General features: G+C 66.3%; 24 protein-coding genes. 10 read left to right on the top strand and 14 right to left on the bottom strand.

Going from position 1 to position 24,051, the window contains the following annotated elements; genetic code table 11:
- Nucleotides 1-134: 134 nt before the first annotated feature.
- The 3 genes from ACYVGK_RS15170 (at nt 135) to ACYVGK_RS15160 (ending at nt 1,933) form a co-directional block, all read left to right on the top strand.
- On the top strand, nt 135-545 hold the full coding sequence (locus ACYVGK_RS15170; protein ID WP_460735183.1) for an endonuclease domain-containing protein: 411 nt from the start codon (nt 135-137) through the stop codon (nt 543-545).
- Between the two features lie 105 nt (nt 546-650).
- The gene (locus tag ACYVGK_RS15165) at nt 651-1,058 is read left to right on the top strand and encodes a DUF2946 family protein (protein ID WP_460735181.1); all 408 of its coding nucleotides are present in this window, start codon (nt 651-653) and stop codon (nt 1,056-1,058) included.
- A 167-nt stretch (nt 1,059-1,225) separates the two neighbouring features.
- Nucleotides 1,226-1,933, top strand: coding sequence for a hypothetical protein (locus ACYVGK_RS15160; RefSeq protein WP_460735179.1), 708 nt, complete (start codon nt 1,226-1,228; stop codon nt 1,931-1,933).
- A gap of 309 nt (nt 1,934-2,242) precedes the next feature.
- Here ACYVGK_RS15160 and ACYVGK_RS15155 read toward each other — a convergent pair whose 3' ends face one another.
- The 6 genes from ACYVGK_RS15155 to ACYVGK_RS15130 all read right to left on the bottom strand — a co-directional run bounded on the left by ACYVGK_RS15155 (nt 2,243) and on the right by ACYVGK_RS15130 (nt 10,252).
- The gene (locus ACYVGK_RS15155) at nt 2,243-3,016 is read right to left on the bottom strand and encodes a c-type cytochrome (RefSeq protein WP_460735177.1); all 774 of its coding nucleotides are present in this window, start codon (nt 3,014-3,016) and stop codon (nt 2,243-2,245) included.
- A 9-nt stretch (nt 3,017-3,025) separates the two neighbouring features.
- A complete protein-coding gene (locus ACYVGK_RS15150) occupies nt 3,026-4,150 on the bottom strand; it encodes a copper resistance protein B (RefSeq protein WP_460735175.1) in 1,125 nt (374 codons plus the stop codon).
- Nucleotides 4,151-4,158: 8 nt separating this feature from the next.
- On the bottom strand, nt 4,159-6,042 hold the full coding sequence (locus ACYVGK_RS15145; protein WP_460735173.1) for a copper resistance system multicopper oxidase: 1,884 nt from the start codon (nt 6,040-6,042) through the stop codon (nt 4,159-4,161).
- A gap of 117 nt (nt 6,043-6,159) precedes the next feature.
- Nucleotides 6,160-6,603 carry a CopL family metal-binding regulatory protein gene (locus ACYVGK_RS15140; protein ID WP_460735171.1) on the bottom strand — a complete coding sequence of 148 codons (444 nt, stop codon included), beginning with the start codon at nt 6,601-6,603 and terminating at the stop codon, nt 6,160-6,162.
- A gap of 75 nt (nt 6,604-6,678) precedes the next feature.
- Nucleotides 6,679-7,587: a polysaccharide pyruvyl transferase family protein gene (locus tag ACYVGK_RS15135; RefSeq protein ID WP_460735169.1), complete on the bottom strand. Its 909-nt coding sequence runs from the start codon at nt 7,585-7,587 to the stop codon at nt 6,679-6,681.
- A gap of 391 nt (nt 7,588-7,978) precedes the next feature.
- The gene (locus ACYVGK_RS15130; RefSeq protein ID WP_460735167.1) at nt 7,979-10,252 is read right to left on the bottom strand and encodes an NADP-dependent malic enzyme; all 2,274 of its coding nucleotides are present in this window, start codon (nt 10,250-10,252) and stop codon (nt 7,979-7,981) included.
- 244 nt (nt 10,253-10,496) lie between these two features.
- Here ACYVGK_RS15130 and ACYVGK_RS15125 point away from each other — a divergent pair, with 244 nt between their 5' ends.
- A complete protein-coding gene (locus ACYVGK_RS15125; RefSeq protein ID WP_460735165.1) occupies nt 10,497-10,907 on the top strand; it encodes a GntR family transcriptional regulator in 411 nt (136 codons plus the stop codon).
- 111 nt (nt 10,908-11,018) lie between these two features.
- Here ACYVGK_RS15125 and ACYVGK_RS15120 read toward each other — a convergent pair whose 3' ends face one another.
- Together ACYVGK_RS15120 and rsgA are read right to left on the bottom strand one after the other, a co-directional pair.
- Nucleotides 11,019-12,281, bottom strand: coding sequence for a flavohemoglobin expression-modulating QEGLA motif protein (locus tag ACYVGK_RS15120; RefSeq protein WP_460735163.1), 1,263 nt, complete (start codon nt 12,279-12,281; stop codon nt 11,019-11,021).
- 208 nt (nt 12,282-12,489) lie between these two features.
- On the bottom strand, nt 12,490-13,629 hold the full coding sequence (gene rsgA, locus ACYVGK_RS15115; RefSeq protein WP_460735161.1) for a ribosome small subunit-dependent GTPase A: 1,140 nt from the start codon (nt 13,627-13,629) through the stop codon (nt 12,490-12,492).
- Between the two features lie 144 nt (nt 13,630-13,773).
- On the opposite strand from rsgA, the gene ACYVGK_RS15110 reads away from it, so the two are divergent.
- From ACYVGK_RS15110 to ACYVGK_RS15095, 4 genes are all read left to right on the top strand, one after another.
- Nucleotides 13,774-15,024 carry an aminotransferase class I/II-fold pyridoxal phosphate-dependent enzyme gene (locus ACYVGK_RS15110; RefSeq protein ID WP_460735159.1) on the top strand — a complete coding sequence of 417 codons (1,251 nt, stop codon included), beginning with the start codon at nt 13,774-13,776 and terminating at the stop codon, nt 15,022-15,024.
- A gap of 120 nt (nt 15,025-15,144) precedes the next feature.
- Complete coding sequence (locus tag ACYVGK_RS15105; RefSeq protein ID WP_460735157.1) at nt 15,145-15,765, top strand: SGNH/GDSL hydrolase family protein; 621 nt, start codon at nt 15,145-15,147, stop codon at nt 15,763-15,765.
- A gap of 26 nt (nt 15,766-15,791) precedes the next feature.
- Nucleotides 15,792-16,463 (top strand): methyltransferase domain-containing protein, encoded by a 672-nt coding sequence (locus ACYVGK_RS15100; RefSeq protein ID WP_460735626.1) that lies wholly within the window; start codon nt 15,792-15,794, stop codon nt 16,461-16,463.
- A gap of 63 nt (nt 16,464-16,526) precedes the next feature.
- The gene (locus ACYVGK_RS15095; protein ID WP_460735155.1) at nt 16,527-16,847 is read left to right on the top strand and encodes a hypothetical protein; all 321 of its coding nucleotides are present in this window, start codon (nt 16,527-16,529) and stop codon (nt 16,845-16,847) included.
- Nucleotides 16,848-16,982: 135 nt separating this feature from the next.
- Here the strand turns inward: ACYVGK_RS15095 and ACYVGK_RS15090 are convergent, their stop codons facing one another.
- A complete protein-coding gene (locus ACYVGK_RS15090; RefSeq protein ID WP_460735153.1) occupies nt 16,983-17,834 on the bottom strand; it encodes a polysaccharide deacetylase family protein in 852 nt (283 codons plus the stop codon).
- A gap of 268 nt (nt 17,835-18,102) precedes the next feature.
- Here ACYVGK_RS15090 and grxD point away from each other — a divergent pair, with 268 nt between their 5' ends.
- A complete protein-coding gene (grxD, locus tag ACYVGK_RS15085) occupies nt 18,103-19,032 on the top strand; it encodes a Grx4 family monothiol glutaredoxin (RefSeq protein ID WP_460735151.1) in 930 nt (309 codons plus the stop codon).
- A gap of 71 nt (nt 19,033-19,103) precedes the next feature.
- On the opposite strand, the gene ACYVGK_RS15080 is transcribed toward grxD, so the two are convergent.
- The 3 genes from ACYVGK_RS15080 to ACYVGK_RS15070 are packed head-to-tail and all read right to left on the bottom strand — an operon-like array spanning nt 19,104 to nt 21,618.
- Nucleotides 19,104-20,495 carry a cryptochrome/photolyase family protein gene (locus ACYVGK_RS15080; protein WP_460735149.1) on the bottom strand — a complete coding sequence of 464 codons (1,392 nt, stop codon included), beginning with the start codon at nt 20,493-20,495 and terminating at the stop codon, nt 19,104-19,106.
- A gap of 2 nt (nt 20,496-20,497) precedes the next feature.
- A complete protein-coding gene (locus tag ACYVGK_RS15075) occupies nt 20,498-21,049 on the bottom strand; it encodes a DUF924 family protein (protein ID WP_460735147.1) in 552 nt (183 codons plus the stop codon).
- Nucleotides 21,034-21,618, bottom strand: a complete 585-nt coding sequence (locus tag ACYVGK_RS15070) for a lysozyme inhibitor LprI family protein (protein ID WP_460735145.1) — start codon at nt 21,616-21,618, stop codon at nt 21,034-21,036. Before ACYVGK_RS15070 ends, ACYVGK_RS15075 begins: the two co-directional genes overlap by 16 nt.
- 346 nt (nt 21,619-21,964) lie before the next feature.
- Between ACYVGK_RS15070 and ACYVGK_RS15065 the strand changes: the two genes are divergently transcribed.
- Nucleotides 21,965-22,333, top strand: a complete 369-nt coding sequence (locus ACYVGK_RS15065) for a cupin domain-containing protein (protein ID WP_460735143.1) — start codon at nt 21,965-21,967, stop codon at nt 22,331-22,333.
- Nucleotides 22,334-22,606: 273 nt separating this feature from the next.
- On the opposite strand, the gene ACYVGK_RS15060 is transcribed toward ACYVGK_RS15065, so the two are convergent.
- Nucleotides 22,607-23,014: a GFA family protein gene (locus tag ACYVGK_RS15060; protein ID WP_460735141.1), complete on the bottom strand. Its 408-nt coding sequence runs from the start codon at nt 23,012-23,014 to the stop codon at nt 22,607-22,609.
- An 80-nt stretch (nt 23,015-23,094) separates the two neighbouring features.
- Nucleotides 23,095-23,871 (bottom strand): AMP nucleosidase, encoded by a 777-nt coding sequence (locus tag ACYVGK_RS15055; protein ID WP_460735139.1) that lies wholly within the window; start codon nt 23,869-23,871, stop codon nt 23,095-23,097.
- Nucleotides 23,872-24,051 lie beyond the last annotated feature (180 nt).

Raw genomic sequence — 24,051 nt, 5'->3', positions numbered from 1 at the left:
AGAAGGTGCCCGAAGGGCGGATGAGGGGCGCTTTTCGCTTGAGGCATTCCCCTACTTTCAAGCACGCGCTCCGCTGATTCACGCAGCAGCTGCCGCTTCCGACGATGCCAATCCCTCACGAAATGAGCGCTCTCATGCGCGGCAAACAAGACCATTCGCGCGAACGCGCTCTGCGTCGCAATCAGACCGAAGCCGAGCGCCATCTGTGGCAGTCCCTGCGAGAGCGGCGATTGCTGAGCTGCAGATTCCGCCGACAGCACCGCATCGGACCCTACTTCGCCGACTTTGCGTGTCCGGAGCACCGATTGGTGGTGGAACTGGATGGAAGCCAGCACCTCGTGTTCGCCGAAGCGGATGTGCGGCGCACGCGGGTACTAGGGGCACTGGGGTATCGCGTAGTGCGGTTCTGGAATGACGATGTGCTGGTGCGGACGGAGGTGGTGTTGGAGGCGATTGCGGCGGCGTTGCGGTTGCCGGCGGCCGGCCCCTCACCCTGCGTTGCTGCGCAACGCTGTCCCTCTCCCCGCAAGCGGGGCGAGGGGTGAGTCCACAGCGCGGCGAGTTTGCTTTTCCTTCTCCCCGCCCTGCGGGGAGAAGGTGCCCAACGGGCGGATGAGGGGCGCTTTTAGATAGGTAAAATGCCGCGCCCCATGCGCAACCCCACCTTCCAGCTTCGAATGGCCCTGCTGGCGCTAGTCGCCACGCTGCTGCTCGTGCTCGTGCCAACGGTGGGACGGGTGCTCTCGTCCGCCTCCGATGCCTCGTCGGGGGTGTGGGCACAGATGTGCACCATGGCGGGGTTGAAGCTGGTCAAGCTCGCGCCGGGTGACGCGAATCCGCTGACGCCCAAGCCCTCGCCTGTCCCCACGGGCGGCGATGCGATGCAGGACTGCGCCTACTGCCCGCTGCTCAATGCGATGGCGGTGCTGGTGCTGTGGGTCGTATTGGCGTTTCCGCAAGTGGTGGTACGAGCGCTGCGCTGGTGGCGTGCGCCGGTGCGCTACACACGTTGGTATCCGTGCGGGCTTGGGTCCCGTGGGCCGCCGCTCGCGGCTTGAAGCACCCGTTCCTTTGATCGCGTGCGGCGCTGTCCGCACGTGCGTTGTGCTTCCTGTCGACTCCATCGATGCCATGCTGCGCGCGTCGCGCATAGCCGTGGCTGTCGACGCATTCCAACCATCCTGTCGCGACCGCTGATTGCCGGTCGCGCTTTGCGGAGATTTCCATGTTTGTTCGTTCGTTCTGTCTGTCTGCCCTTTGCCTGTTGCCGTCGTTGGCGTTCGCTCATCACGGGCAGGATTTCCTGCTGGTCGAAAGTCCGGCGGTGCCGCATCCGAAGCAGGTCTATCTGCTCGCCAATGCGCATGCCGCGCTTGATGGCGATGCGGAGGAACAAGCTGGGTTTGAGCCGGCCCTGCTGGTTGGCGTTACGCCGCGGGTGGCGATCGAGCTGCACGCGCATGCAGAGAAACTCGCTGGTGAGGACTGGAACTACGAAGCCACCGCGCCGTCGGTGCATGTGTTGCTGAGCGATCCGGAGAACCATCACGGCTTGCAGGTCGGCTTGAGTGCGGAATACGAAATCGCCGCGGAGGACGATGCACCGGACAACGCCGAGGTGCGGTTGTCCTTCGAGAACACGCACGCGGCTTTGAAATGGGGCGCGAATCTGGTCGGCAGTCGCGAACAGCATGGCGAAGCGGATTGGGGCGCGGTACTCGGCTTCCGTCGCGAGATTCGTCCGGGCTTTGCGTTGGGGTTCGAAGGGCAAGCCAGCTTTAAGCGCGCGGAAGGTGCGGAAGTGCTGGCGGGTGCCTATTTCGAAGGTGGGCAGGCGTGGGCGCTGAAGCTGGGCTTGGGTGGGGAGCGCGAGGCTGACGGGGGATTCATGCCGCTTGCTCGGGTGGGATTGGTGGTGCGGTTGAACGATTGAGGGCGAAGGCTGCTACTCGAGCAGCGCCCCGTTTCGCAACAACTCCCCTCACCCTGCGTTGCTGCGCAACGCTGTCCCTCTCCCCGCAAGCGGGGCGAGGGATAGTTCCAAGCGGGCGGGGGTAGTTCCAAGCGGGCGAGTGAGTTGCCCGTCCTTCTCCCCGCTTGCGGGGAGAAGGTGCCCGAAGGGCGGATGAGGGGCGCCTTTCGCTCAGCCGTTGAACTACAGGTCGCTGGCGAAACGCACACACTCTTCACGCATGCGCGCCAGCTGCTGCCCGCGCGCCGCCGGATCACTGATCACGTCGGATCAGTGGTGTTCATGGGCATCGTGCTCGGCGGGAGCGGGCTTGGGTGCGTGCACGTGACGCGTGCCGTCGGCGTGCACGTGCGTGGTGCCCGCTGCTGGTGATGCGGGCGCAGTGGTCGCTGCCTGATCATGCTCATGCGCGGCTGCGTCTTCCGTATGCGCGCGGTCCGCGTCGGGCTGCGTATCGTCGTGATGGTGGCCTTCCATGCCCTCGGCGTGCGAGTGGCCAGCGGTTTCGCCACCGCCGTGGGAATGGCCACCACTGCTGGCAACCAGTGTCTGGTATTGCTCGGCGTCGAGCTTGGGCAGTTGCTGTAGGAAGGCCGCCATGTTCCAGATGTACTCGTCGTCCATGCTCTTGCCCCAGGCCGGCATGCCCGACGCCTTGATGCCGTGCTTGATCACCCAGAACGCTTCCGCCGCGTCGACTTGCGCCTTCGCCAGATTCGGCGGCGAGGGATACAAGCCCTTGCTCAGCTCGGTTGGCTGCATGCCCGGCCCCAGGTGGCAGCCCGTGCACATCGCGTCGTAGTTGCCCGCGCCCTGGCGGATGCGCGCCGGATCATTGAGGTTCTCCGGCAGTGCCAGCTTTTGTGCGCGGGTGTCGATCGAACGTTCGCGCAATGCCTGCAATGCCGCGTACACCGGCGGGGTGTGGGCATCATCGGCACCGATGTTGTAGGCGCCCGACCACACGTAACCGGCGGCGGCGAGTGCACCGACGCCGGCGACGATGGCGAGGGTCAGCAGCGATTGCTTGTTGATGAGTGACATGGGATCTCCTCAGAACCAGATGCGGATGCCCGCGACGATGCGGGTGTCGTTGACGGCTTCGTCGGCGGCGCGGCGTAGATCGGCGGTGGTCCCGAACGACCATTCACGCACCACGCCGACGTACGGCGCGAACTGACGCGTGACTTCGTAACGCAGACGCAGGCCGGCTTCGGCCGAGCTCAGGCCCGAACCGATATGGCGACGCGGATCGTCCTGGCCGTAGGCGTTGAGCTCGAGCAGCGGCTGCAGGATCAGGCGGTTGGTGAGCAGGGCTTCGTACTCGGCTTCCACGCGCGCCGCGGTCTGGCCGCCCTGCCCCACGTAGGCAGTGGCATCGACTTCAAATTTGTACGGCGCCACGCCCATCACGCCGATCGCCGCGAAATCCTGCGACGAGCCATGGGTGAAGTCGTGGCGCACGCCGGCGACCACGTCCCACCAGCGTGCGACGGCGCGGCCGTACAGCACTTCGACATCGGCGCTGTCGATGCGGTGTTCGATGCTTTCGCCTTCGCTGCGCAGCCACAGCTTGTTGCGGTCGGTGCCGATCCAGGCGCGACCTTCCCATTCCAGCCCGCGGCCTTCGGCGGCATTGAAGGCTTCCAGGCGATTGAACTGCACGAAGTGGTGGATGCCGTTGTCGTGCGCCGGATGATCCTGAGGCGGCGGTTGCGCGGCGGCGCGATTGGCGTCGGTGAGCACCGGGATTGGGGTGATCGGTGCATCGCTGGTGCGCGGCATGGTGTGGCCCATGGCGGCGTGATTCATGCCGGCGTGGTCCATTCCCGTGTGATCCATCGGCGCGGGTTGGGCGGCGCCGTGATCCATCCCGCTGTGGTCCATGGCGCCGTGGTCCATGCCGCTGTGATCCATCGGCTGCGGCGCAGGCGTCGCATGCCCCATCGCCGCGTGATCCACGGGCTCGGGTGCCGGCTTCGCGCGGGGCTTGGCTTTGGCCTTTGGTTTGGTTTTGGGTTTGGCTTTCGGCTTGTCCTGATGCTGCGCATGGTCCTGCATCGGCATTTGATGCGGAGCCTGCGCTTGCGTCGGCATCGGCATCTGATGCTGCGAGTGGTCCTGCGCGGCGGCATTGAAGGCCAGCAGCAAGCCGGCGGCGAGCGGTGCGAGTGTCATCGGCGTCTTCATTCTTCGACCCTCACGGTGCGCATCATCCCCGCTTCCATGTGAAAGAGCAGATGGCAGTGGTAGGCCCAGCTGCCAAGCGCGTCGGCGCGGACGCGATAGCTGCGGCGACTGCCCGGTGGCATGTCGATGGTGTGCTTGCGCACCTGGAAGTTGCCCTGCTCGTCCTCCAGATCGCTCCACATGCCGTGCAGGTGGATCGGGTGCGTCATCATCGTGTCGTTGACCAGCACGATGCGCAGGCGCTCGCCGTAGTTGAGGCGCAGCGGTTCGGCTTCGGAGAACTTCTGGCCGTTGAAGCCCCAGGCGAAGCGTTCCATGTGGCCGGTCAGGTGCAGCTCGATGTCGCGGCCGGGTTCGCGGCCGTCGGGATCGGCGAAGGTGCTCTTCAGCATCGAATAGCTAAGCACGGTGCGGCCGTTGTCACGCAGGCCGATCCCGGGATCGTCGAGCTTTGGCACCGGTGCCATCGTCTGCATGTCGACCAGTGGATTGCGGTTCTCGCTGGCGGGATGCGATTGCATGCCGCCGCCGTGATTCATGCCCGACATACCCGGCATGGCGGACATGTCGTGGCCGCTGTGATCAGCGTTCGAGGCTTGACTGACGTGACCCATGTTGGCGCCACAACCGCCTTCCATGCCCTTCATGTTCATGCTGGCGCCGCAGCTGCCTTCCATGCCCTTCATCCCGGACATGTCATGGCCCATGCCGCCGTGGCCCATGTCGGCCATGGTGAGCAGCGGACGCGGGTCGACATTCGGCACCGGCGCACGCAGGCCTTCGCGTACTGCGAGCGTGCCGCTGACATAGCCAGTGCGCCCCATGTCCTGGGCGAAGATGGTGAAGGCGTCCTGGCCGCTGGGTTCGACGATCACATCAAAGGTTTCCGCCGTGGCGATGCGGAACTCGTCCACCGTCACCGGATGCACGTACTGGCCGTCGGCCGCGACCACGGTCATCTTCAGACCCGGAATGCGCACGTCGAAGTGCGTCATCGACGAGCCGTTGATGAAGCGCAGCCGCACCTTCTCGCCAGAGCGGAACAACGCCGTCCAGTTACCCAGCGCCGTGGTGCCGTTCATGAGGTAGGTGTAGGTGTTGGCGTTGACGTCGGACAGGTCGGTCGGCGACATGCGCATCTGGCCCCACATCTTGCGATCGTCGAGCGTGGCCGCCAGGCCCTGGCGTTGCGTGTCGCGGCAGAAGTCGCCGACGGTGCGCTGGTAGTAGTTGTCGTACATCGACATCTTCTTCAGTCGTGCGAACAAGTGGGCCGGATCGAGATCGGTCCAGTCGGAGAGCAGCACGACATAGTCGCGATCGAACGCGAAGGGCTCGGGTTCGATCGGATCGATCACCAGCGGGCCGTACAGGCCGGCCTGTTCCTGGAAGCCGGAATGGCTGTGGTACCAGTAGGTACCGGCCTGATTCACCGTGAAGCGGTAGTGGTAGGTCTCGCCGCGATGGATGCCGCCGAAACTCAGGCCCGGCACGCCGTCCATGTTTGCGGGCAGGACGATGCCGTGCCAATGGATCGAAGTTGCATGGCCGTGGATCGAGCCGGCCGGCAGCGCGTTGGAGACACGCAGATTGACCGTGGTGCCCTCGCGCCAGCGCAGCAGCGGCGCGGGAATGGAACCGTTGACGGTGATCGCCGTGCGCGTGCGCCCGGTGAAGTTCATCGGCGTTTCGCCGATGGTGAGATCGAACTCGGTGCCTGACAGAACGTTGGGATAGCCGGCGGACTTCAGCGCCCAGCCGGCCTTCGGCCATAGGCCCAGGCCGGCGACGGCACCGCCGACAGCCAACCCCTGGACGAAGCGGCGGCGCGACAGCCCGCGCGATCCGTCGGCGTCGCGGCCGAAAGCATCAGATGACATGGAAAACTCCGTAAGAAAGCTTTGTCTGCGACGCGTGGGCGTCGCGCGCGAACACGCGCATCGCGACCGGACGATCGCGCGCGCATGCGAAGGGGCGCCGAGGGCGCCTGGGACGACTTAGCCGATGGGAGGTCGGATGGGATGCGGCAACGCCGGCGTGGCGTGGCCGAGCGCCAGCGGACGCACGCTGCGGTCATGATCGAGCGCGGCGGGCGGCAGGTGCAGCGTCGGCACGCCGACCTGGGCGATATGCACGCAGGCGCAACGGCAGGTGCCGGACTTGCAGCAGTCGGGGGTGTGCTTCGACTTGGATTCGGTCGGCGCGGGCGCCGGAGCCGTCGTGACTTCGAGCTTCGCCGTCGACGCCATGTGGTGGCCGTGGCACGGCATGTTGTCGTCGGAAGCGACGGCAGAGGCCGGCGCGACTTCATGCATCTGGTGCATCTGCACCGGCGCCTGCATCGGCAACTGCATGTGCACCGATGCGGCCGCGCCCGCCACCCCGTTCAGCACGAGGCAGAGGCTCAGCAGCGCGCGCAGCAGCAGCGATCCGATCGACATGTGCGTACTGTACCCGCGTCACCCGCGGCGCGGGTACAGGATTCGTAAACCCTGAACGACGTCCAGGGTTTTTGTTCAACCGGCAGGCGTGAAGGCCAGCCCGTAGTCGCCGGCGAAACGGGCGCAGGCCTCGCGCATGCGCGCCTGCTGCGCGGCGCGCACCGCCGGATCGCTGAGCACGAACGATTGCGTCTCGCTGGCGATGTTGATCAGGTCCTGGCGCACGCGTTCGACATCCGATGCATTCGCCGGGCGGATCGGACGCATGTGATTGCGTTCATCCGGACCACCCACCCAGCGGGTGAGGAAGTTACCGATGGCCTTGCCCATGGACACGTCGCGCTTGAGTTCGACATGCACTTCGGCGGTGTTCAACTTCATGCCGAGCGTATCGAGCCAGTCCTGCCATTTGAATTCGTTGAAGCGGCGCGCCAACACCAGCGCGCGCCACGGCACGCCGAGGGTGTCGGCGAAGATCGCACCATGCAGGGATTCGGTGAGCACACGTTCGCAGCTCGCGATCGCGTCGGCCACCGCCTGCGGCGATTGACGCGGATCGATCGGATACAGACCCGCAGCGCGCGCGAGCGTGTCCCAGTCGTAACCGTCGTAGCTCTTGTGATGCGGGATCAGACCGATGCGGCCGGCGACCGGCGCCAGCGTGCGCTGCAACGGCGCCCACAGCACGGCCGCATCGCCCAGGCCGAGCGCGGGATCGAGCCCGCACTTCTTCGCGGTGCCGGGGCCGCGCACCCAGTACACGCGCCAGCTGTCGTCGAGCTTCGGATCGCCGCGATAGCCGGTGCCGGAGCCGAGCACGATCTTGGTTTCATCCGGACGCGTGCCGCCGAGGATGGTGCCGATGCCGTATAGCCACAGCTCCGGATGCTTGGCTTCCAGATCCGGAAACAACGCTGGCCACAGTTCGACGTTGAGGTCGTCGCCGAAGTTGCCTTGCGGGAGCTTGCAGTATTTCAGGCGCATGAGTGGGCCGTGTTCTGGATGTTCATGCCTTGGCTTTCCTTGTTCGCCATTCCCGCGGCCCTTCGACTTCGGGCCTGCGGCCCTACGCTCAGGGCGAACGGATTTCGTGGACTGTGAAAAGCGCTAAGTGGATTTCGTGGACTGTGGAAAGCGCTAAGCGGATTTCGTGGACTGTGAAAAGCGCTAAGCGGATTTCCTGGGCTATGAAAGACGTGAACGGATGTCGCGAACTGTGAAAAGCGATGTGCAGGCACGTGGACTTGCGGCTCTATACCGTCCCGATTGTCCGTTCGCCCTGAGCGTAGGCGCGAAGCGCCGGAGTCGAAGGGCCCGCGGGAATGCCGAGCTAAGGGACGCCGCGCGCACGATGGAACGCGGCGTCCTTGCACATTTACCTGCGGCCCGAGCGAATCTGCGCATCCACCGCCGCAATCGCCGTCATGTTGACCACCCGACGCGGCGTCGAAGCCGGGGTCAGGATGTGCGCCGGCTTGTCCAGGCCCATCAGGATCGGACCGATCGCGACGCCGTCGGTCATCACCCGCACCATGTTGTAGGTGATGTTGGCGGCATCCAGGTTCGGCATCACGAACAGGTTGGCGCGGCCCTTCAGGGTGGTGTTGGGGAAGATGCGGTGACGCAGTTCCTCGTCCCATGCAGTGTCGGCCATCATTTCGCCGTCGACTTCGAGCTTGGGCACGCGCTCACGGATGAGCTGGTAGGCCTTGCGCATCTTCAGCGCGGAGGCGTCGTCGTGGCTGCCGAAGTTGGAGTGCGACAGCAGCGCAACCTTGGGTTCGATGCCGAACAGCTTGAGGCGGTAGGTCGCCTGCAGCGTGGCTTCGGCGATCTGTTCCGGCGACGGGTCGACCTGCACATGGGTGTCGAGGAAGAACCACACGCCCTGGTCGTTGATCACCGCGGTCATCGCGGCGGTGCCGGTGACGCCCTTCTCGAAGTCGAACACGCTGCGCAGGTAGCCGAGCTTCTTGTGGAAGCGTCCGACCAGGCCGCAGATCATCGCGTCGGCTTCGCCGCGCTCGACCATCAGCGACGCGATCAGCGTCGGACGCGAACGCATCAGGTTCTTCGCTGCCGCAGGCGTGACGCCGCGACGCTCGGTCTTGGCGTGGTACTGCTGCCAGTAGTCGTTGAAGCGCGGGTCTTCATTGATGTTGGTCAGCTCGAAGTCGACGCCGGCCTTCATGCGCAGGCCCAGACGCTGGATGCGCGACTCGATCACGTCCGGGCGGCCGATCACGATCGGGAACGCGAGCTCCTCGTCGATCACGGTCTGCACCGCGCGCAGCACGGTCTCTTCTTCGCCTTCGGCATAGACCACGCGCTTCTTGTCGCTGCGCGCGCGATCGTAGATCGGCTTCATGATCAGGCCGGTACGATAGATGAACTGCGCCAGCTTTTCCTCATACGACTTCATGTCGAGGATCGGACGCGTGGCGATGCCCGAATCCATCGCGGCGCGCGCGACGGCCGGTGCCAGCAGGGTCAGCAGGCGCGGATCGAACGGACGCGGGATCAGATACTCCGGGCCGAACTTCGGCACGTCGCCGCCGTAGGCACCAGCGAGATCGGACGATTCCATGCGCGCGATCGCCGCGATGGCGCGCACGCAGGCGAGCTTCATCGCTTCGTTGATCGTGGTCGCACCGACGTCTAGCGCGCCGCGGAAGATGTACGGGAAGCACAGCGCGTTGTTGACCTGGTTCGGATAGTCCGAACGGCCGGTGGCGATGATGCAGTCCGGGCGGACCTTCTTCGCGTCTTCCGGGAGGATTTCCGGATACGGATTGGCCAGCGCGAGGATGATCGGCTTGGCGGCCATCGTCGCGACCATTTCCGGCTTCAGCACGCCGCCGGCGGACAGGCCGAGGAAGATGTCGGCGCCGTCGACGATGTCGGCGAGCGTGCGCTTGTCGGTGTCGCGCGCGTAGCGCTCCTTGTCCGGATCCATCTTGCCGCGACCGGTGTAGAGCACGCCGTCGCGATCGACCGCGAGGATGTTCTCCGGCTTCATGCCCAGCGCGACCAGCATGTCGAGGCAGGCGATGCCGGCGGCGCCGGCGCCGGACGTGGCGAGCTTCACCTCACCGATCTTCTTGCCGACGATTTCCAGCGCGTTGAGCACGGCCGAGCCGACGATGATCGCAGTGCCGTGCTGGTCGTCGTGGAACACAGGGATGTTCATGCGCTCGCGCAGCTTGCGCTCGACGATGAAGCATTCCGGGGCCTTGATGTCTTCGAGGTTGATGCCGCCGAAGGTGGGTTCGAGCGAAGCGATGATCTCGACCAGCTTGTCGGGATCCTTCTCGTCGACTTCGATATCGAACACGTCGATGCCGGCGAACTTCTGGAACAGCACGCCCTTGCCTTCCATCACTGGTTTACCAGCCAAGGGACCGATGTCGCCCAGGCCGAGCACCGCGGTGCCGTTGGAGATCACCGCGACCAGGTTGCCGCGCGCGGTGTAGTCGCTGGCGAACTTGGGGTCCCTGGCGATCTCTTCGCAGGCGTAGGCGACGCCCGGCGAGTACGCGAGCGCGAGGTCGCGCTGGGTCACCATCGGCTTGGTCGCGGAGACCTTGATCTTTCCGCGCGGTTCCATGCGGTGGTAGTCGAGGGCGGCTTGTTTCAGTTCGTCGGACATCGCTCGGCACATAAGCGGCTGGGTTTGGGATTGTAGCCGCGCGATCCGGCCGGTTTCGTGGCAGCGGCCGCGATGCGGGAACTCGGCCAAATCGGCATGACGACGCCATTCGCCCCCGCATTGGCGCCACGGAGGGCCGGCTTCGTCGCGTATCGGCGGGATTTCGTCGCCCGGGGGCTTGACCCCGGCGCGCTGTTAAGACTGTACTAGTTCACATAGTACAGCTGACTCCCCGGACCTACCGATGGCCCGAACCCAAGCCCTGATGATCCAGATCGCCACCGGCGACTCGCGCCCGATCAGCCGCCAGATCGTCGATGCGATCCGCATGAAGATCGCCACCGCCGAGCTGGAGCCGGGCGCGCAGCTGCCCAGCGTGCGCGGCCTGGCGCGGCAATTGACGATCAATCCGAACACCGTCGCCAAGGCCTACGCCGAGCTCACCGCCGAAGGCTGGCTGGAGGCCCGCCAGGGCCTGGGCCTGTACGTGGCCACGCTGCGCCAGCGCCTGAGCGAGGCCGAACGCGAGCGTCGCCTCGACGACGCGATCTCGCGTTTCGTCCATGAAGTGGTCGCCCTCGATTACCCGCCCGCCGAGGCGCACGCGCGCCTGGGCCTCGAACTGCGCGCACTAACGCCCAAGAAGACCGCCTGAAGCTTCCATGTCCATCCATGATTCCGAATACGTGATCGGAACCGCCGGGCTGACCAAGCGCTACGGCCGCAAGCCGGTGCTCGATCACGCGAAAGGGAGGGAGAAGAGCGGTTAAACGTCGAGAAAGTCGTCGCGCTGCGCCACCGCATCCAAGCGGATACGGTTGGCGAACAACGAGAACGCGAGCATTCCGGCCAGGCCGTTCGCGCGCACGATCCACTTCGGTAGCCAGCGCGGCGGCACCAGCACGCCCTGATCGAACAGGGGCTCCCAGCGCTGCACGTCGCCCAAGGTCATCTTCCCCGCGAACAAACGCCGGCACAGCAGCAGCTTGTTGTGGCGCAGGGCCCAGCGGAAGAAGGTGTGCACGCTGACCAGGCCGCGCAGGTACACGGTGTCCTTGGTGAAGGCGGATCCGCCCGTCAGTGGCACGCCGCGGAACACGCGCTGGGCCGAGGTGAAACTGTCGGCGTCGCTCTGCCCGGCGTCGCGGAAGTAGTGGAAGACCTGCAGGAAGTCGGCGCCCTCCAGCGCCATCGCCACCGCTTCGATGCGCAGGCTGATGCGCTTCATGCGCTCGATGTCGATCGCACCGGTGATCTGCTCGGCGAAGGTTGCCAAGCCCTCCTGGGTGGCGGTGGTGCGCGGCGAGGACAGCCCCAGACTGGCCAGATGCGGCTGCTCGCGGCCGTTGAGTGCGGTGAGCGAGTGCACGAAGGCCTCGTGCTCGATCAGCTGATGGCGGTCGTAGTCGCTGAAGGCGGCGCCGTGGCGTAGGCGAATGCGGTTGGCACCGGCCGCGGCCTTGGCGATGAGGTCGGGGTCGAGCACGACTTCGATGACGCGCTTGTCGAAGAAGTCGTCGAGTGCGGCCTGCAGCTGTAACTGCAATGCCGTGGCCGAGATCGCCACGCATTCGGACGGCGCTAGCAGTTCGCGGTCGAGTTCGTTGGCGATGTCGATGAAATGGTGCGCGGCCTCGCGCGTGGTCGGGCCGGCGCCGGGCAGCGGTTCGTCAGGACGGCCGAACAACCGCACCGAGTGCGTGGTGACCGCGGGCGTACCGAGAGCTTCGAGCAATTCCGCGGCGATCGACCAGCTGCGCGCGGAATCGCAGAGGTAGTGGCCGAGCGGATGGTCGGGATCGGCCTCGCGGATGATCGCGTCGAGTTCGCGACGACAGTCGGCGAAATCGAGCTTGGGGTAGTCGATCACCGGCAGCGCGTAGCGGCCCTGCGCGGCTTCGTCGAGGAACCGCTTCTGCACGCTCGCCGGCCAGCTCACCAAACCGAGCAGCTTGATGCCCTTCACGGCCTTGACCATGCGCGCGTCGAGCGCGGAGTGGTGGGCGAGGTCGGGGGTGAGGTCGGTCATGGTCGTTTACCCCCTCCCTTGCGAAGCAGGGGAGGGTTGGGGAGGGGTGCCGTGTGCGCAGCGCACGGCGCTTTGGCTGCTAGGTCTACGCGAGCGCGGAAGCAAAGCAAAAAGCACCCCTCCCCGACCCTCCCCTTCGCTACGCGAAAGGGAGGGAGAAAGGCGCCTTCGCTGCGCGAAAGGGAGGGAGCGAAGAGCAACGGCGCACTCAATGCCGCCCATACTTGTCATCCAGACGCTTGTTGAGCGCCTTGCCGGCCACCTTCTCCTCAGCCTTCTGCGCACGCCGGTTCGCGGCCTTGTTCGCCGCGTCGGCGACTTCGCCGCTGAGCTTGAGGAAGTTGGCGAAGCGCTGCGGATCGAGCTTGCCGCCTTCGATCGCGGCGCGTACCGCGCAGCCGGGTTCGCGCTGATGCTTGCAGTCGCGGAAGCGGCATTGCTCGGCCAGCGCTTCGACGTCGCTGAAGTTCTCGGCGACGTCTTCCTCGCCGGTGGGTTTCAGTTCGCGCATGCCGGGCGTGTCGATCAAACAGGCGCCGGACGGCAGCGGGATCAGCGCGCGATACGTCGTGGTGTGGCGACCACGCGAATCGCTCTCGCGCACTTCGCTGGTCTTCATCTTTTCCACGCCGAGCAGGGTGTTGGTCAGCGTGGACTTGCCTGCGCCGGAGGAACCGACCAGCACCGCGGTATGGCCAGGCTGCAGCCACGGCAGCAGCGCGGCGACGCTGTCGGGATCCTTGGCGTTGACCGCGCGGATCGCGACGTCCTGCGCGGCCAGTTCCAGCTCGCCCACGGCGTCGGCGCTGTCGGTCTGCGCGATGTCGGATTTGGTCAGCACCACCACCGGTTCGGCGCCGCCGCTGCGCACCAGCAGCAGGTAGCGCTCGATGCGGCGCGGGTTGAAGTCGGCGTCCAGGCCGCACACCACCAACACGGTGTCGACGTTGGCGGCGATCAGCTGTTGCTTGTAGTGCTCGCCGGCAGCGGCGCGCTTGATCGCGGTGCGGCGCGGCAGCAGCTCGACGATCTTGGAATGCTTGATCGAACTGCCTTCGATCAGGACCCAGTCGCCGACCGCGGGCCGCTCTTCCGGGGCGCTGGCGCCCTTGCGGTAGGTGGCCGGGCGCAGCCATTCGGGCAGGGATTCCACCGGAAAGCTGTGGTCGGGACCGTCGGAGACGATGTAACCACTGCGGTGCTGCTCGACCACGCGGGCCGGGCGGGCGTGGGGGCGCAGGACCAGGGCCTCACGCCAGGCGGATTCGGTGGGCAGGCCGTCGTCGGCCAGGGGCCAGCCGATCGCCTGCAGGGCGGCCAGTTCGGGGCTCACCGGACTGGTGTTCAAACGGATGTGAAGGCGGCGGACATGCCCGGATTCTAGCCTCGCCGCCACAGAACTCGCGCCGGAAGCGAAATTTCATGGACCAAGGCACTGAACCGGCTGGGTTTTCGGCTAGTCTGGCCGACCACCCACTCCCCCGCTGCGCCGATGTCCCTGCCTCCCGTGAAGACCCGCGAACGCCTGTCCGAAGTCCGTTACGAGATCCGCGGAGAGCTGGCCCGTCGAGCCCGGGAGCTGGAAGCCCAGGGCCGCAAGCAGATCAAGCTCAACATCGGTAACCCGGGCGCCTTCGGCTTCCGCGCGCCGGAGCACCTGCAGCGCGCGATCGCCGAGCGCATCGAGCAGACCGATCCCTACACCCACCAGCAGGGCCTGCCGGCCGCGCGCGAAGCGATCGCGTCGTTCCACAAGCAGCGCGGCACCCCGAATGCATCGCCCGAGCGCGTGTTCGTCGGCAACGGCGTCAGCGAACTGATCGACCTGTCGCTGCGCGCGCTGCTCAATCCTGGCGACGAAGTATTGCTGCCGTCGCCCGACTACCCACTGTGGTCCGCGGCGACCATTCTCAACGACGGCCGTCCGGTCTATTACCAGTGCAAGCCGGAAGACGGCTTCGTGCCGAGCCCGGAAGAAATCGAATCGCTGGTGTCCTCGCGCACCCGCGCCATCGTGCTGATCAATCCGAACAACCCGACCGGCGCGTCGTATCCGCGCGAAGTGCTGGAGAAGATCGTCGCGATCGCGCAGCGCCACAAGCTGCTGCTGATGGCGGACGAGATCTACGACAACATCCTCTATGACGAAGCGAGCTTCGTACCGCTCGCGCCGCTTGCCGGCGACCTGCCCTGCCTGACCTTCGGCGGCCTGTCCAAGGTGCATCGCGCCTGCGGCTGGCGCGTGGGTTGGGCCGTGCTCAGCGGCGATCCGATGGCCAGCGGCGACCTGCACCACGCCATGGACCTGCTCGGCGCGCTGCGCCTGTGCGCCAATGTGCCGGGCCAGTTCGCGATCGAAGCCGCGCTGCAGGGCGAGGACACGATCACCGCGCTGACTACGGCAGAAGGTCGTCTGTACGAAACCCGCCGTGCGCTGCTTGAGTGCGTGGCCGCGAGCAAGCACCTGGAACTGGTGACGCCGGCCGGCGCGCTATACGGCTTCCCGGCCGTGGTGGGCGATGCCGCGATCGGCTTCGACGACCACAAGTTCGCGCTGGAACTGCTGGAAACCGAGGACGTGCTGGTAGTGCCGGGCTCGAGCTTCAACGTGCCGTATCGCAACCACTTCCGCGTCACCCTGCTGCCGCCGCCGGACGTGTTGCGCGAAGTATTCGTCCGCATCGAGCGCGTGCTGGATCGGTATGCGGAACAGGCACGGGCCCGGCGCAGCGCGGTCGCGTAAGCGGCAAGATCATGTGACAGCGAAGGCGGGCTCCGGCCCGCCTTCTGCTTTTCGGGGCTCCCCGCGCTAGCCGTCGGCGGTGACAGCACCTTGATCGCGCACCCGCCTAGAATGGCGCGCATGGACGCCGCCAACGACACCCTGACCTATCTCGCGCTGGGCGACAGCTACACCATCGGTGAAGCCGTGCCCGAGGAAGGCCGCTGGCCGATGCAGCTGGCGCGCGCACTGCGCGAGGAAGGCACCGCGCTGGGCAATCCGCGCATCGTCGCCACGACCGGCTGGACCACCGACGAGCTCGAGTGGGGCATCGATGCGGTCGAGCCGCTGGGCACCTTCGACCTGGTCTCGCTGCTGATCGGCGTCAACAACCAGTACCGCAACCGCAGCGCGGTGGCGTACAGCGGCGAGTTCCACAGCCTGCTGCGGCGCGCGATCAGGTTCGCGCACGGGCGTGCCGATCGCGTGCTGGTGTTGTCGATTCCGGACTGGGGCGTGACCCCGTTCGCCGCCAACGACAAGCGCGATGCGGCCACGATCGGCGGCGAGATCGACGCCTTCAACGCCGCCGCGCAAGCCGTGTGCACCAAGGAAGGCGTGGCCTTCGTCGACATCACGCCGGTCTCGCGCGAACGCGGTGCCGAATTGCTGGCCGAAGACGGGCTGCATCCGTCCGCGGCGATGTACACGCTGTGGACCCAGGCGGCGTTGCCGGTGGCACGCACGCTGCTGGCGAAATGAGCGACGCCGGTTCCGCCACGCAGGCGTTGCCGCGCGCGCAGGCCCTGGCGATCGCACAGGCGTACCGGCCGCAGCGCCTGCGCGAAGGCTATTGGGACTACTACTACACGCGCACCAAGCTGGGCAGCGATCCGCTGTATCCCGGCGTCTGCGCGGCGCTGCGCGGCACCACGGCACCGGTGCTCGACCTGGGCTGCGGCTTGGGGCTGCTCGCGCATGCACTGCGCGCGCAGGGCGTGACGCTGCCGTACCGCGGCGTCGACAACGATGCCGGCAAGATCGCCCGCGCGCAGCGTGCGGCGACGCGCATGCGGCTGGCCGAGGTCAGGTTCGACACCGTCGATCTCGCGCGCGAACAACCCACGCATCGTGGCAGCGTGGTGCTGCTCGACGTGCTGCAATTCATTTCGCCGCAGGCGCAGGCGCGCACGCTCGATGCCGCGATCGCGATGCTGGTGCCGGGCGCGAAGCTGGTGATCCGCACGGGCCTGGCCGATGGCAGCGGACGCGCACGCGTCACGCGCGCGGTGGATGTGTTCTCGCGCGTGCTCGGGTGGATGAATGCGGGGCCGTCGCGGTATCCGGATGCAGGTGAGCTGCGGGCGCGACTCGAGGCGGCGGGATTGGCGGTGGAATTCACGCCGTTGTATGGCAAGACGCCGTTCAACAATTGGCGGGTGGTGGCCACCAAGCCTTGATCTTGTCCTTCTCCCGCATCGCGAGGAGAGGGTCGAAGCGGGCGATAGGCCTAAAATCGCGCGATGGATTACCAACTCGTCATAAAGTTCTGGCGCAAGTCTCTAGACAACGAAGAGTTCCTCGCGACGATTGAGGGTGAGTTAAAGGGCGCGCTGGGCAATACGGTGGAACTGGAGGGCTATGACGTAAGCCCGAAAGAGATCAACCTGTTCATGCTTACGTCTGATCCTCGCCACTCGTTTCGACGGGCAAGAGATGTCCTGGAGAAGCTGGGCGTAGTACTCGGTGTTTCTGCCGCTTTCCGCTTGGTCGGCGGCGCGAAATTCACCTCGGTCTGGCCACTCCGCGCCACGCGCAAATTCTCGCTCCCTAGTGCAGGGTAGGCCTAACAATTCATTCAAGCCGACCAATCGCTGCGCGATTGTTTTCGGCTTGATTCACGCGATAGCCCGTTGAGGCGACCGGGGCGGATAAGGGGCGCTTTTGCTTTGCGCGCGACGTCCCCTCACCCTGCATCGCTACGCGATGCTGTCCCTCTCCCCGCAAGCGGGGCGAGGAGTAAGCAGCTGCGGCGCGAGAACTGGTTCGCCAGCTTCGATGTCTTCCGGCAGCACCGTGCCGTAACCAAGAGTGTCCAGCCGCCGCAGCAACAGCGCCAGGATTTCCAGATTGCGCCCGTGCTTCGCGCCTTCGTGCAGCAGCACAATGGCGCCCGGCGCGAGATCACGTTCGATGCGCGCGACCACCGCGCCGGGATCCGCCGCTACGCCATCGAAACCGCGCGCACTCCAGGCCACACGCGCCAGGCCAAGATCGCGCAGCGGCGCCGACACGAACGGATTGGCCATGCCGACCACTGCGCGAAACCAACGCGGCGTGATGCCGGTGATCTCTGCCAGCGTCGCCTGGTTCTGCGCGATCTGCGCGCGCATCTGACGCGGGCCGAGCGCCCAGAACCAGGCCTGCGGGTGGGTATCGCTGTGATTGCCCAGGGTGTGGCCGCGCCGGACGATCTCGCGCACCAGATCCGGTCGCTTCCGCGCGCATTCGCCGACCACGAAGAACGTTGCCCGCGCCTGATGGCGATCGAGCAGGTCGAGTACCGCGGTGGTTTCGTCGGAGGGGCCGTCGTCGATGGTCAGCCATACCCGCGGCTCATGCGTCGGCAGGCGCCGCAGCGCCGGGCCGAACAGGCGCGAATCGGGCTTCATCGTGCCCCACAGGATCGGCAGGTGCGAAAGCAGCATTGCCGGCAGGCCCCAGATCCAGCCCCAGCGCCACCAGATAGCCGCCACCACGAGCTGCGACAGCGGTAGCCAGATCAGCCAGGCGTGTGGATGGCGGGGTGGGTTGTGCAGGGAGGCGGACATGCGTCGATGATGCCATGCGCTTACGGGCGCCCCTGCCCCTCACACCCCAAGGGTGCTTCCTTCGGGCGTCCGGCGCTTCGCGCCACCTTCTCCCCGCTGGCGCGGGGAGAAGGGCAAGGACAAATGCGCCGCGCACTTCGGCCTAGTTCCACCGCCCTCACACCTTGCCCCTCGCCCCGTTTACGGGGAGAGGGACAGCGTTGCGAAGCAACGCAGGGTGAGGGGCCGTGCGCGCGCTAAAATGCCGCTTTCTCCCCCGGAAATCCCCATGTCCCTCGACCCCGCGCTGCGTTCGCGCATCGAATCCCTGCTGAGCTCGAACCGCGTCGTGCTGTTCATGAAGGGCGAGCCGCGCGCACCGCAATGCGGCTTCTCGGCCAAGGCCGTGGCCGCGCTGTCGTCGCTGGATGTCGACTACGCCCACGTCGACGTGCTGGCCGATCCGGAGATCCGCGAAGGCATCAAGGCCTACGGCGACTGGCCGACGATCCCGCAGCTGTATGTCGGCGGCGATCTGGTCGGCGGCAGCGACATCATCGAGCAGATGGTGAATTCGGGCGAACTGCATTCGCTGCTCGGCCTGCCGGCACCGGATCGCAGCCCGCCGTCGATCACGATCGCCCCCGCCGCCGTCGGCATGCTGCGCGACGCGCTGGCCAATGCCGGCGACGGCTACGCGCTGCAGGTCGTCATCGACGCGCGCTTCGACGCCAAGCTGCAACTGGCCCCGGTCGACGCCGACGCGATCGCGGTCGAGCACGACGGCATCCGCACGCAGTTCGACATGGCCAGCGCGCGTCGCGCCCAGGGCATGCGCATCGACTGGGTCGACGACGAACGCGGCCGCGGCCTGGTCATCGACAATCCCAACGCGCCGCCGCGGGTGAAGGCGTTGTCGGTAGTGGAAGCCAACGCCCGCGCCGCCGCCGGCTCGGTCACGCTGATCGACGTGCGTCCGCCGGAAGAACGCGCCATCGCCGCGGTGAACGTGCCGTTCTCGGTGTTCGACGACGAAGGCCTGTCGCACCTGGAGAACCTGCCCAAGGAAGCGCCGCTGGCGTTCCTGTGCCATCACGGCGGGCGCAGCGCGCAGGCGGCCGAGCACTTCCGCGGCCTCGGCTTCCGCGAGGTCTACAACGTTGAAGGCGGCATCGAGGCCTGGGCGCTGGAAGCCGATACGCACGTGCCGCGTTACTGATCGCATACCCCCGCAACGATGACAAAAAGGCGGGCGTTGCCCGCCTTTTTGTTGGCTGCGACATGCGCAATTCAGCGCCGGTTGCGCGCCAACGCCTCCAGCGCCGCCTTGCGGGTCTCCGCCAGATCCACCAGCGGGCGAACGTAATCGCGGGGCACCGAGCCCGTCCACGGCGCATGCCGCTGCGGCGCGGACAAATGCGCCAACTCCGGCACCCAGCGCGCGATGTAGTCGCCGTCCGGATCGAACTTCTGCGCCTGCAGCACCGGATTGAATACCCGGTGATACGGCGCCGCATCCGCGCCGGTACCGGCCACCCATTGCCAGCCCAGCGTGTTGTTGGCCAGGTCCGCATCCACCAGCGTGTCCCAGAACCAGCGTGCGCCTTCGCGCCAATGCACGCGCAGGTTCTTGCTCAGGAAGCTCGCCACGATCATACGCACGCGGTTGTGCATCCAGCCGGTGTGCCACAGCTCGCGCATGCCGGCATCGACGATGGGGATGCCGGTGCGGCCGTGCTGCCAGGCTTGCAGCTGCCGACTGGTGACGTTCGCCCACGCGAAATCATCGAAGCGCGGATTGAAGTTGGCGTCCGGTGTGTGCGGAAAGTGGTGCAGCAAGTGGTGGGCGAATTCACGCCAGCCCAGCTCGCGTACATATGCATCGCGATCGGCGACGGCGTCCGCGCCGTCGAGCAGACGCACGACGCGCCACGGCGCGATCTCGCCGAAATGCAGGTGTGGTGACAGTCGCGAGGTGCCGCGCTCGTCCGGGCGATCGCGTCGTGCGCCGTAACCATCCAACGCATTGGCGATGAAGTCGTTGGTCGCTGCCAGCGCACCGGCTTCGCCCGGCGTCCATTCGTTCCAGAAGCCTGCGTCCCAGGCGGGCACTGGCGCCAGCGCGAGGCTATCGATGGCGATCGCGTCTTCGACTACGGGCGGCGACGGCAATCGCGGCGGCGCCTCCGACGCCACGGGCAGACGCCATTGCGCCAGAGCGCTGCGCCAGAACGGCGTGAACACGCGATACGGATCGCCGGTCTTGCTCTGCACCTGCCACGGCTCGAACAACAGCGCGGCGTTGTGGCTTTCCGCACGCAGTCCCTGCTGGCGCAGCGCGCGCTTGATCGCCGCGTCACGCGCTTCGATCGCTGGTTCGTAGCGACGATTCCAGAACACGGCCTCCGCGCCAGTCGATGCCACCAGCCGCTGCAGCGTCGCCAGCGTGGGCCCACGCCACACCTGCAAGCACGAGCCACGCGCCGTCAGCTCCGCGTCCAGGCTCCGCAACGAACGTTGCCGCCACGCATCGGACGCCGCGCCCGGCGTCCACCCGCCTTCCTCATCGGGCGCATGGATGTACACCGGCACCGGTTCGAAACCGCCACGCAACGCAGCCTGCAGCGCGGGGTTGTCCGCCAGGCGCAGATCGTTGCGGAACCAGACGAGCGCGGTTGCCATCGTTAGCCGGAGAAGCCGCCTTCGGCGAGGAAGGCCAGCTCCTCGACCGTGCTCTCGCGTCCGAGCGCCGCATTGCGATGCGGGAAGCGACCGAAGCGCCGGATGATGTCGTGGTGATGCCGCGCCCAGCGATCGGCGCCTTCGCCCAAGCCCGCGAACAACACCACCGCGCGCTCCTGGTCGACCATCGCTTCGGAATGTTGGAACGGCAGATACAGGAAGCTGCGCAACCCGTGCTCGACCTGCGCGTCGAAGCCCAGCGCCAATGCGCGCGTCGCGTAATGCCGCGCCAGTCCGTCGCTGGCGAAGGCATGGCCGCTGCGGCGGAACACGTTACGCGGAATCTGATCGAGCAGCAGCACCAGCGCCAATGCGCCTTCGGCATCGTCGATCCAGGATTCGAACTCACGACGCGCGGCGCGCAGATGCGCATCTAGGAAGCTTGTGCGGCACTCACCATCGAAGGCGTCGCCGCCGCCGAACCAGCGCTCCGGCCCCGCATTGCGCCAGAAATCGACGACCTCGCGGGCCGTCGTGATCACGAGATCGCCCATGCTTCCTCTTCTTCGTATTCGTTGCCGAGCTGGGTTTCGAGTTCGGCGATCCAGGCCGCAGTAATGCTCTCCAGCGTCACCGCATGGATCAGTGGCTGGATCGCGCCGCCGGAATACGACTGCGCGATGAAGCGCGCATAGCGTTCGCGGAACGCCAGCCACGCCAGATGGACCTGTTCGAACGCGGCGAGGTCGGCGCCGTCGAGTTGACGGCGCAGGTGCGCCACCGCATCGTCCAAGCGCGCGTCGACGCGCTGGAAGTCGGCCACCGCCTGCGCGCTCATCTCGTCGCGCGCCACCAGCTCGCCACGTCGCGCAACCTCGCCGGCCTGGCTGACGTAGCGCCCGGCGATCTTGACCGCGGCCTCGGCCTTGCCGATCAGGCGGCCCTCGAACTGGCGCAGCTCCTCCAGGCTGGTGCTGGTCTGCTCCAGGCCCTGCTTCAGGTTCAACAGCTTCTGGTTGCGCTCGATCGCTTCGGTGGTACTGCGCCGCTCCAGCCGGCGCTGGATGAAGTACAGGCCCCAGGTGATGGCCGCCCCAACCAGCAGATAGAAGAACTTTTCCATGCGTTCCCTCGTCCTCGTCTTGGGGAGTGATTCTGCCTGCTGGGGGTCGCACAAGCTGCGATAAGTCCGCCGAAATCCGGCGATTCCGTCGATTTGTCGGCAATCCCGGGGCCGATTCGCCCCACCGCCGGCGGTCGGCTGGTTGGCCGGCCGAATGCTTTTTTCACGACCGGGAAACCTCGTTGGGCCTAGGCAGTGGGGCCACGCCGCCTTCGCGGCGTGAACGGCCGACCGCGCTCGCACAGGCGACATCGCCGTCCAGCTTGTGGCTTCCAGCTCCGGCCGCAGTGTCGGGTCCCCGCCGCACCGCGTCGCCCGGATCTCCAACCCCCGAAAGGAGACTGATATGCGACAGCTACTGTTGATGATGCTGGTCGCGCTGTGCGCGGCCCCCGCGTACGCGCAGGACGCGGTCAAGGTCGACCCGAAGCACTACAAGGTCGAATTCGAGAACGACCAGGTGCGCGTGCTGCGCATCAACTATGGGCCGGGCGAGAAATCGGTGATGCACGAACATCCGGCCAGCGTGGCTGTGTTCCTGACCGACGCCAGTGCGCGCTTTACTCTGCCCGATGGCACCAGCCAGGACGCGACGATGAAGGCCGGCTCGACCCAGTGGAGCGCCGCGGAGAAGCACCTGCCGCAGAGCACCGGCGACCAGCCGTTCGAACTGATCCTGGTGGAACTGAAGAATAAGCCCGCCAAGGGCAAGTAAACGCCGCGATGGCCTTGCCCTTCTCCCCGCATGCGGGGAGAAGGTCGCAGCGGGCGACAGCCCGCGGAGGAACGGGCGGATGAGGGGCGCTTTTCGCGGTAACGCCACGCCCCCTCACCCTGCCCGCTTCGCGACTACGCAACGCGGTCCCTCGCTCTGCGCCCAGCCCTTGCGCGCAGCGCAAGGGCGTTCAGTCGGGCATGCGCCAGTGGCGCATAAACGCCCGCCTTCACCCCGCAAGCGGGGCGAGGAGTGAGCCACGGAGCAGCTGTTTTAGAGATGCCGCGTTTCGGCGGGCGCTTCCATCCAGTTGTTGTTGCGGCCGTCGCTGTAGCGCACTTCGGCGGCAATCAGTTCTTCCGGCGTCGCGTCGTCCAGGCAGGCCAGCTGCACCGACACGTAGTGCCCGCCGATTTCGGGAATGTAGCCGCGGCTGAACGAACGCACGCCGCAGGTCTTGCAGAACAGCCAATGGCAGCTGTTGCTGCCGAACTGGTAATCCGACAGCGCCGCTTCGTCGGTCAGCAGACGGAACGCTTCCGGCTTGAGCATCGAGCCCCAGTTGCGCGTCTTGCTGCAGATCGAGCAGTTGCACTTGCCGGTGCCGGCGGCGAGGTCGATATCGGCCTCGAAACGGACGGCGCCGCAATGGCAACTGCCGTGGTACGTCTTCACACTCATGAGAGCTCCTTGCATTGAGGAAAATGCTGGCCGGGACGCGATCGCGATGCGCGCCGTATCCACGCCGAATGTGAAGCCGCTTATTCGTCGAAGCGCAGATGCCGCACCGACTTGCCGTGGCGGCGGACCAGACGCAAGGCTTCGATCCCGACCTGGATGTGATTGTCGACGAATTCGGCGCTGACGCGCGCATCCGAGGCTTCGGTTTTCACGCCTTCGGGAATCATCGGCTGATCCGATACCAGCAGCAGCGCACCGCAAGGAATGTGGTTGGCGAAGCCGGCCGCGAACACGGTCGCGGTCTCCATGTCGATCGCCATGCAGCGCAGACGGCGCAGGTATTCCTTGAAATTCTCGTCGTGTTCCCAGACGCGGCGGTTGGTGGTGTAGACGGTGCCGGTCCAGTAGTCGTGGCCCATGTCGCGGATCATCGTCGACACCGCGCGCTGCAGCGCGAACGCCGGCAACGCCGGCACTTCCGGTGGTAGGTAATCATTGGAGGTGCCTTCGCCGCGGATCGCCGCGATCGGCAGCACCAGGTCGCCGAGCTGGTTCTTCTTCTTCAGGCCGCCGCACTTGCCGAGGAACAGCACCGCCTTGGGCGAGATCGCGGTGAGCAGGTCCATCATCGTCGCGGCATTGGGGCTGCCCATGCCGAAATTGATCATGGTGATGCCGTCCGCGGTGGCGCTGGGCATCGGCTTGTCCAAGCCGACCACCTGCGCGCCGGTGAGGCGGGCGAAGGTGTGCAGGTAGCCGCCGAAATTGGTCAGCAGGATGTGCTCGCCGAACTGGTCGAGCGGCACGCCGGTATAGCGCGGCAGCCAGTTTCCGACGATCTGTTCTTTGTCTTTCATCGAGACCCCTTGGTCTTGTCGTGGTCGTTTGTGTTTGCCGATTCTGTCACGCCGACCATGACTATTTTCAGGCGTGACGTTCGGCCCGCCGACGCGCTACGGTGCCGGTTTCACAGTTCCACCCATCCTTTTGTTCCGGCCCGCTCGGGACGAACGGTTTCCATCCTCAGGGGAACATCC

This window comes from Lysobacter tyrosinilyticus, from assembly GCF_054779815.1.
Note: the sequence above shows the minus strand (reverse complement) of the source record. Positions and strands in the feature narration are given on the sequence as shown.

Bases quoted from the DNA above. Each gene is read 5' to 3' on its own strand.
- ACYVGK_RS15170 (WP_460735183.1), top strand. From the start codon at position 135: ATGCGCGGCAAACAAGACCATTCGCGCGAACGCGCTCTGCGTCGCAAT.
- ACYVGK_RS15165 (WP_460735181.1), top strand. From the start codon at position 651: ATGCGCAACCCCACCTTCCAGCTTCGAATGGCCCTGCTGGCGCTAGTC.
- ACYVGK_RS15160 (WP_460735179.1), top strand. From the start codon at position 1,226: ATGTTTGTTCGTTCGTTCTGTCTGTCTGCCCTTTGCCTGTTGCCGTCG.
- ACYVGK_RS15155 (WP_460735177.1), bottom strand. From the start codon at position 3,016: ATGTCACTCATCAACAAGCAATCGCTGCTGACCCTCGCCATCGTCGCC.
- ACYVGK_RS15150 (WP_460735175.1), bottom strand. From the start codon at position 4,150: ATGACACTCGCACCGCTCGCCGCCGGCTTGCTGCTGGCCTTCAATGCC.
- ACYVGK_RS15145 (WP_460735173.1), bottom strand. From the start codon at position 6,042: ATGTCATCTGATGCTTTCGGCCGCGACGCCGACGGATCGCGCGGGCTG.
- ACYVGK_RS15140 (WP_460735171.1), bottom strand. From the start codon at position 6,603: ATGTCGATCGGATCGCTGCTGCTGCGCGCGCTGCTGAGCCTCTGCCTC.
- ACYVGK_RS15135 (WP_460735169.1), bottom strand. From the start codon at position 7,587: ATGCGCCTGAAATACTGCAAGCTCCCGCAAGGCAACTTCGGCGACGAC.
- ACYVGK_RS15130 (WP_460735167.1), bottom strand. From the start codon at position 10,252: ATGTCCGACGAACTGAAACAAGCCGCCCTCGACTACCACCGCATGGAA.
- ACYVGK_RS15125 (WP_460735165.1), top strand. From the start codon at position 10,497: ATGGCCCGAACCCAAGCCCTGATGATCCAGATCGCCACCGGCGACTCG.
- ACYVGK_RS15120 (WP_460735163.1), bottom strand. From the start codon at position 12,281: ATGACCGACCTCACCCCCGACCTCGCCCACCACTCCGCGCTCGACGCG.
- ACYVGK_RS15110 (WP_460735159.1), top strand. From the start codon at position 13,774: ATGTCCCTGCCTCCCGTGAAGACCCGCGAACGCCTGTCCGAAGTCCGT.
- ACYVGK_RS15105 (WP_460735157.1), top strand. From the start codon at position 15,145: ATGGACGCCGCCAACGACACCCTGACCTATCTCGCGCTGGGCGACAGC.
- ACYVGK_RS15095 (WP_460735155.1), top strand. From the start codon at position 16,527: ATGGATTACCAACTCGTCATAAAGTTCTGGCGCAAGTCTCTAGACAAC.
- ACYVGK_RS15090 (WP_460735153.1), bottom strand. From the start codon at position 17,834: ATGTCCGCCTCCCTGCACAACCCACCCCGCCATCCACACGCCTGGCTG.
- grxD (WP_460735151.1), top strand. From the start codon at position 18,103: ATGTCCCTCGACCCCGCGCTGCGTTCGCGCATCGAATCCCTGCTGAGC.
- ACYVGK_RS15080 (WP_460735149.1), bottom strand. From the start codon at position 20,495: ATGGCAACCGCGCTCGTCTGGTTCCGCAACGATCTGCGCCTGGCGGAC.
- ACYVGK_RS15075 (WP_460735147.1), bottom strand. From the start codon at position 21,049: ATGGGCGATCTCGTGATCACGACGGCCCGCGAGGTCGTCGATTTCTGG.
- ACYVGK_RS15070 (WP_460735145.1), bottom strand. From the start codon at position 21,618: ATGGAAAAGTTCTTCTATCTGCTGGTTGGGGCGGCCATCACCTGGGGC.
- ACYVGK_RS15065 (WP_460735143.1), top strand. From the start codon at position 21,965: ATGCGACAGCTACTGTTGATGATGCTGGTCGCGCTGTGCGCGGCCCCC.
- ACYVGK_RS15060 (WP_460735141.1), bottom strand. From the start codon at position 23,014: ATGAGTGTGAAGACGTACCACGGCAGTTGCCATTGCGGCGCCGTCCGT.
- ACYVGK_RS15055 (WP_460735139.1), bottom strand. From the start codon at position 23,871: ATGAAAGACAAAGAACAGATCGTCGGAAACTGGCTGCCGCGCTATACC.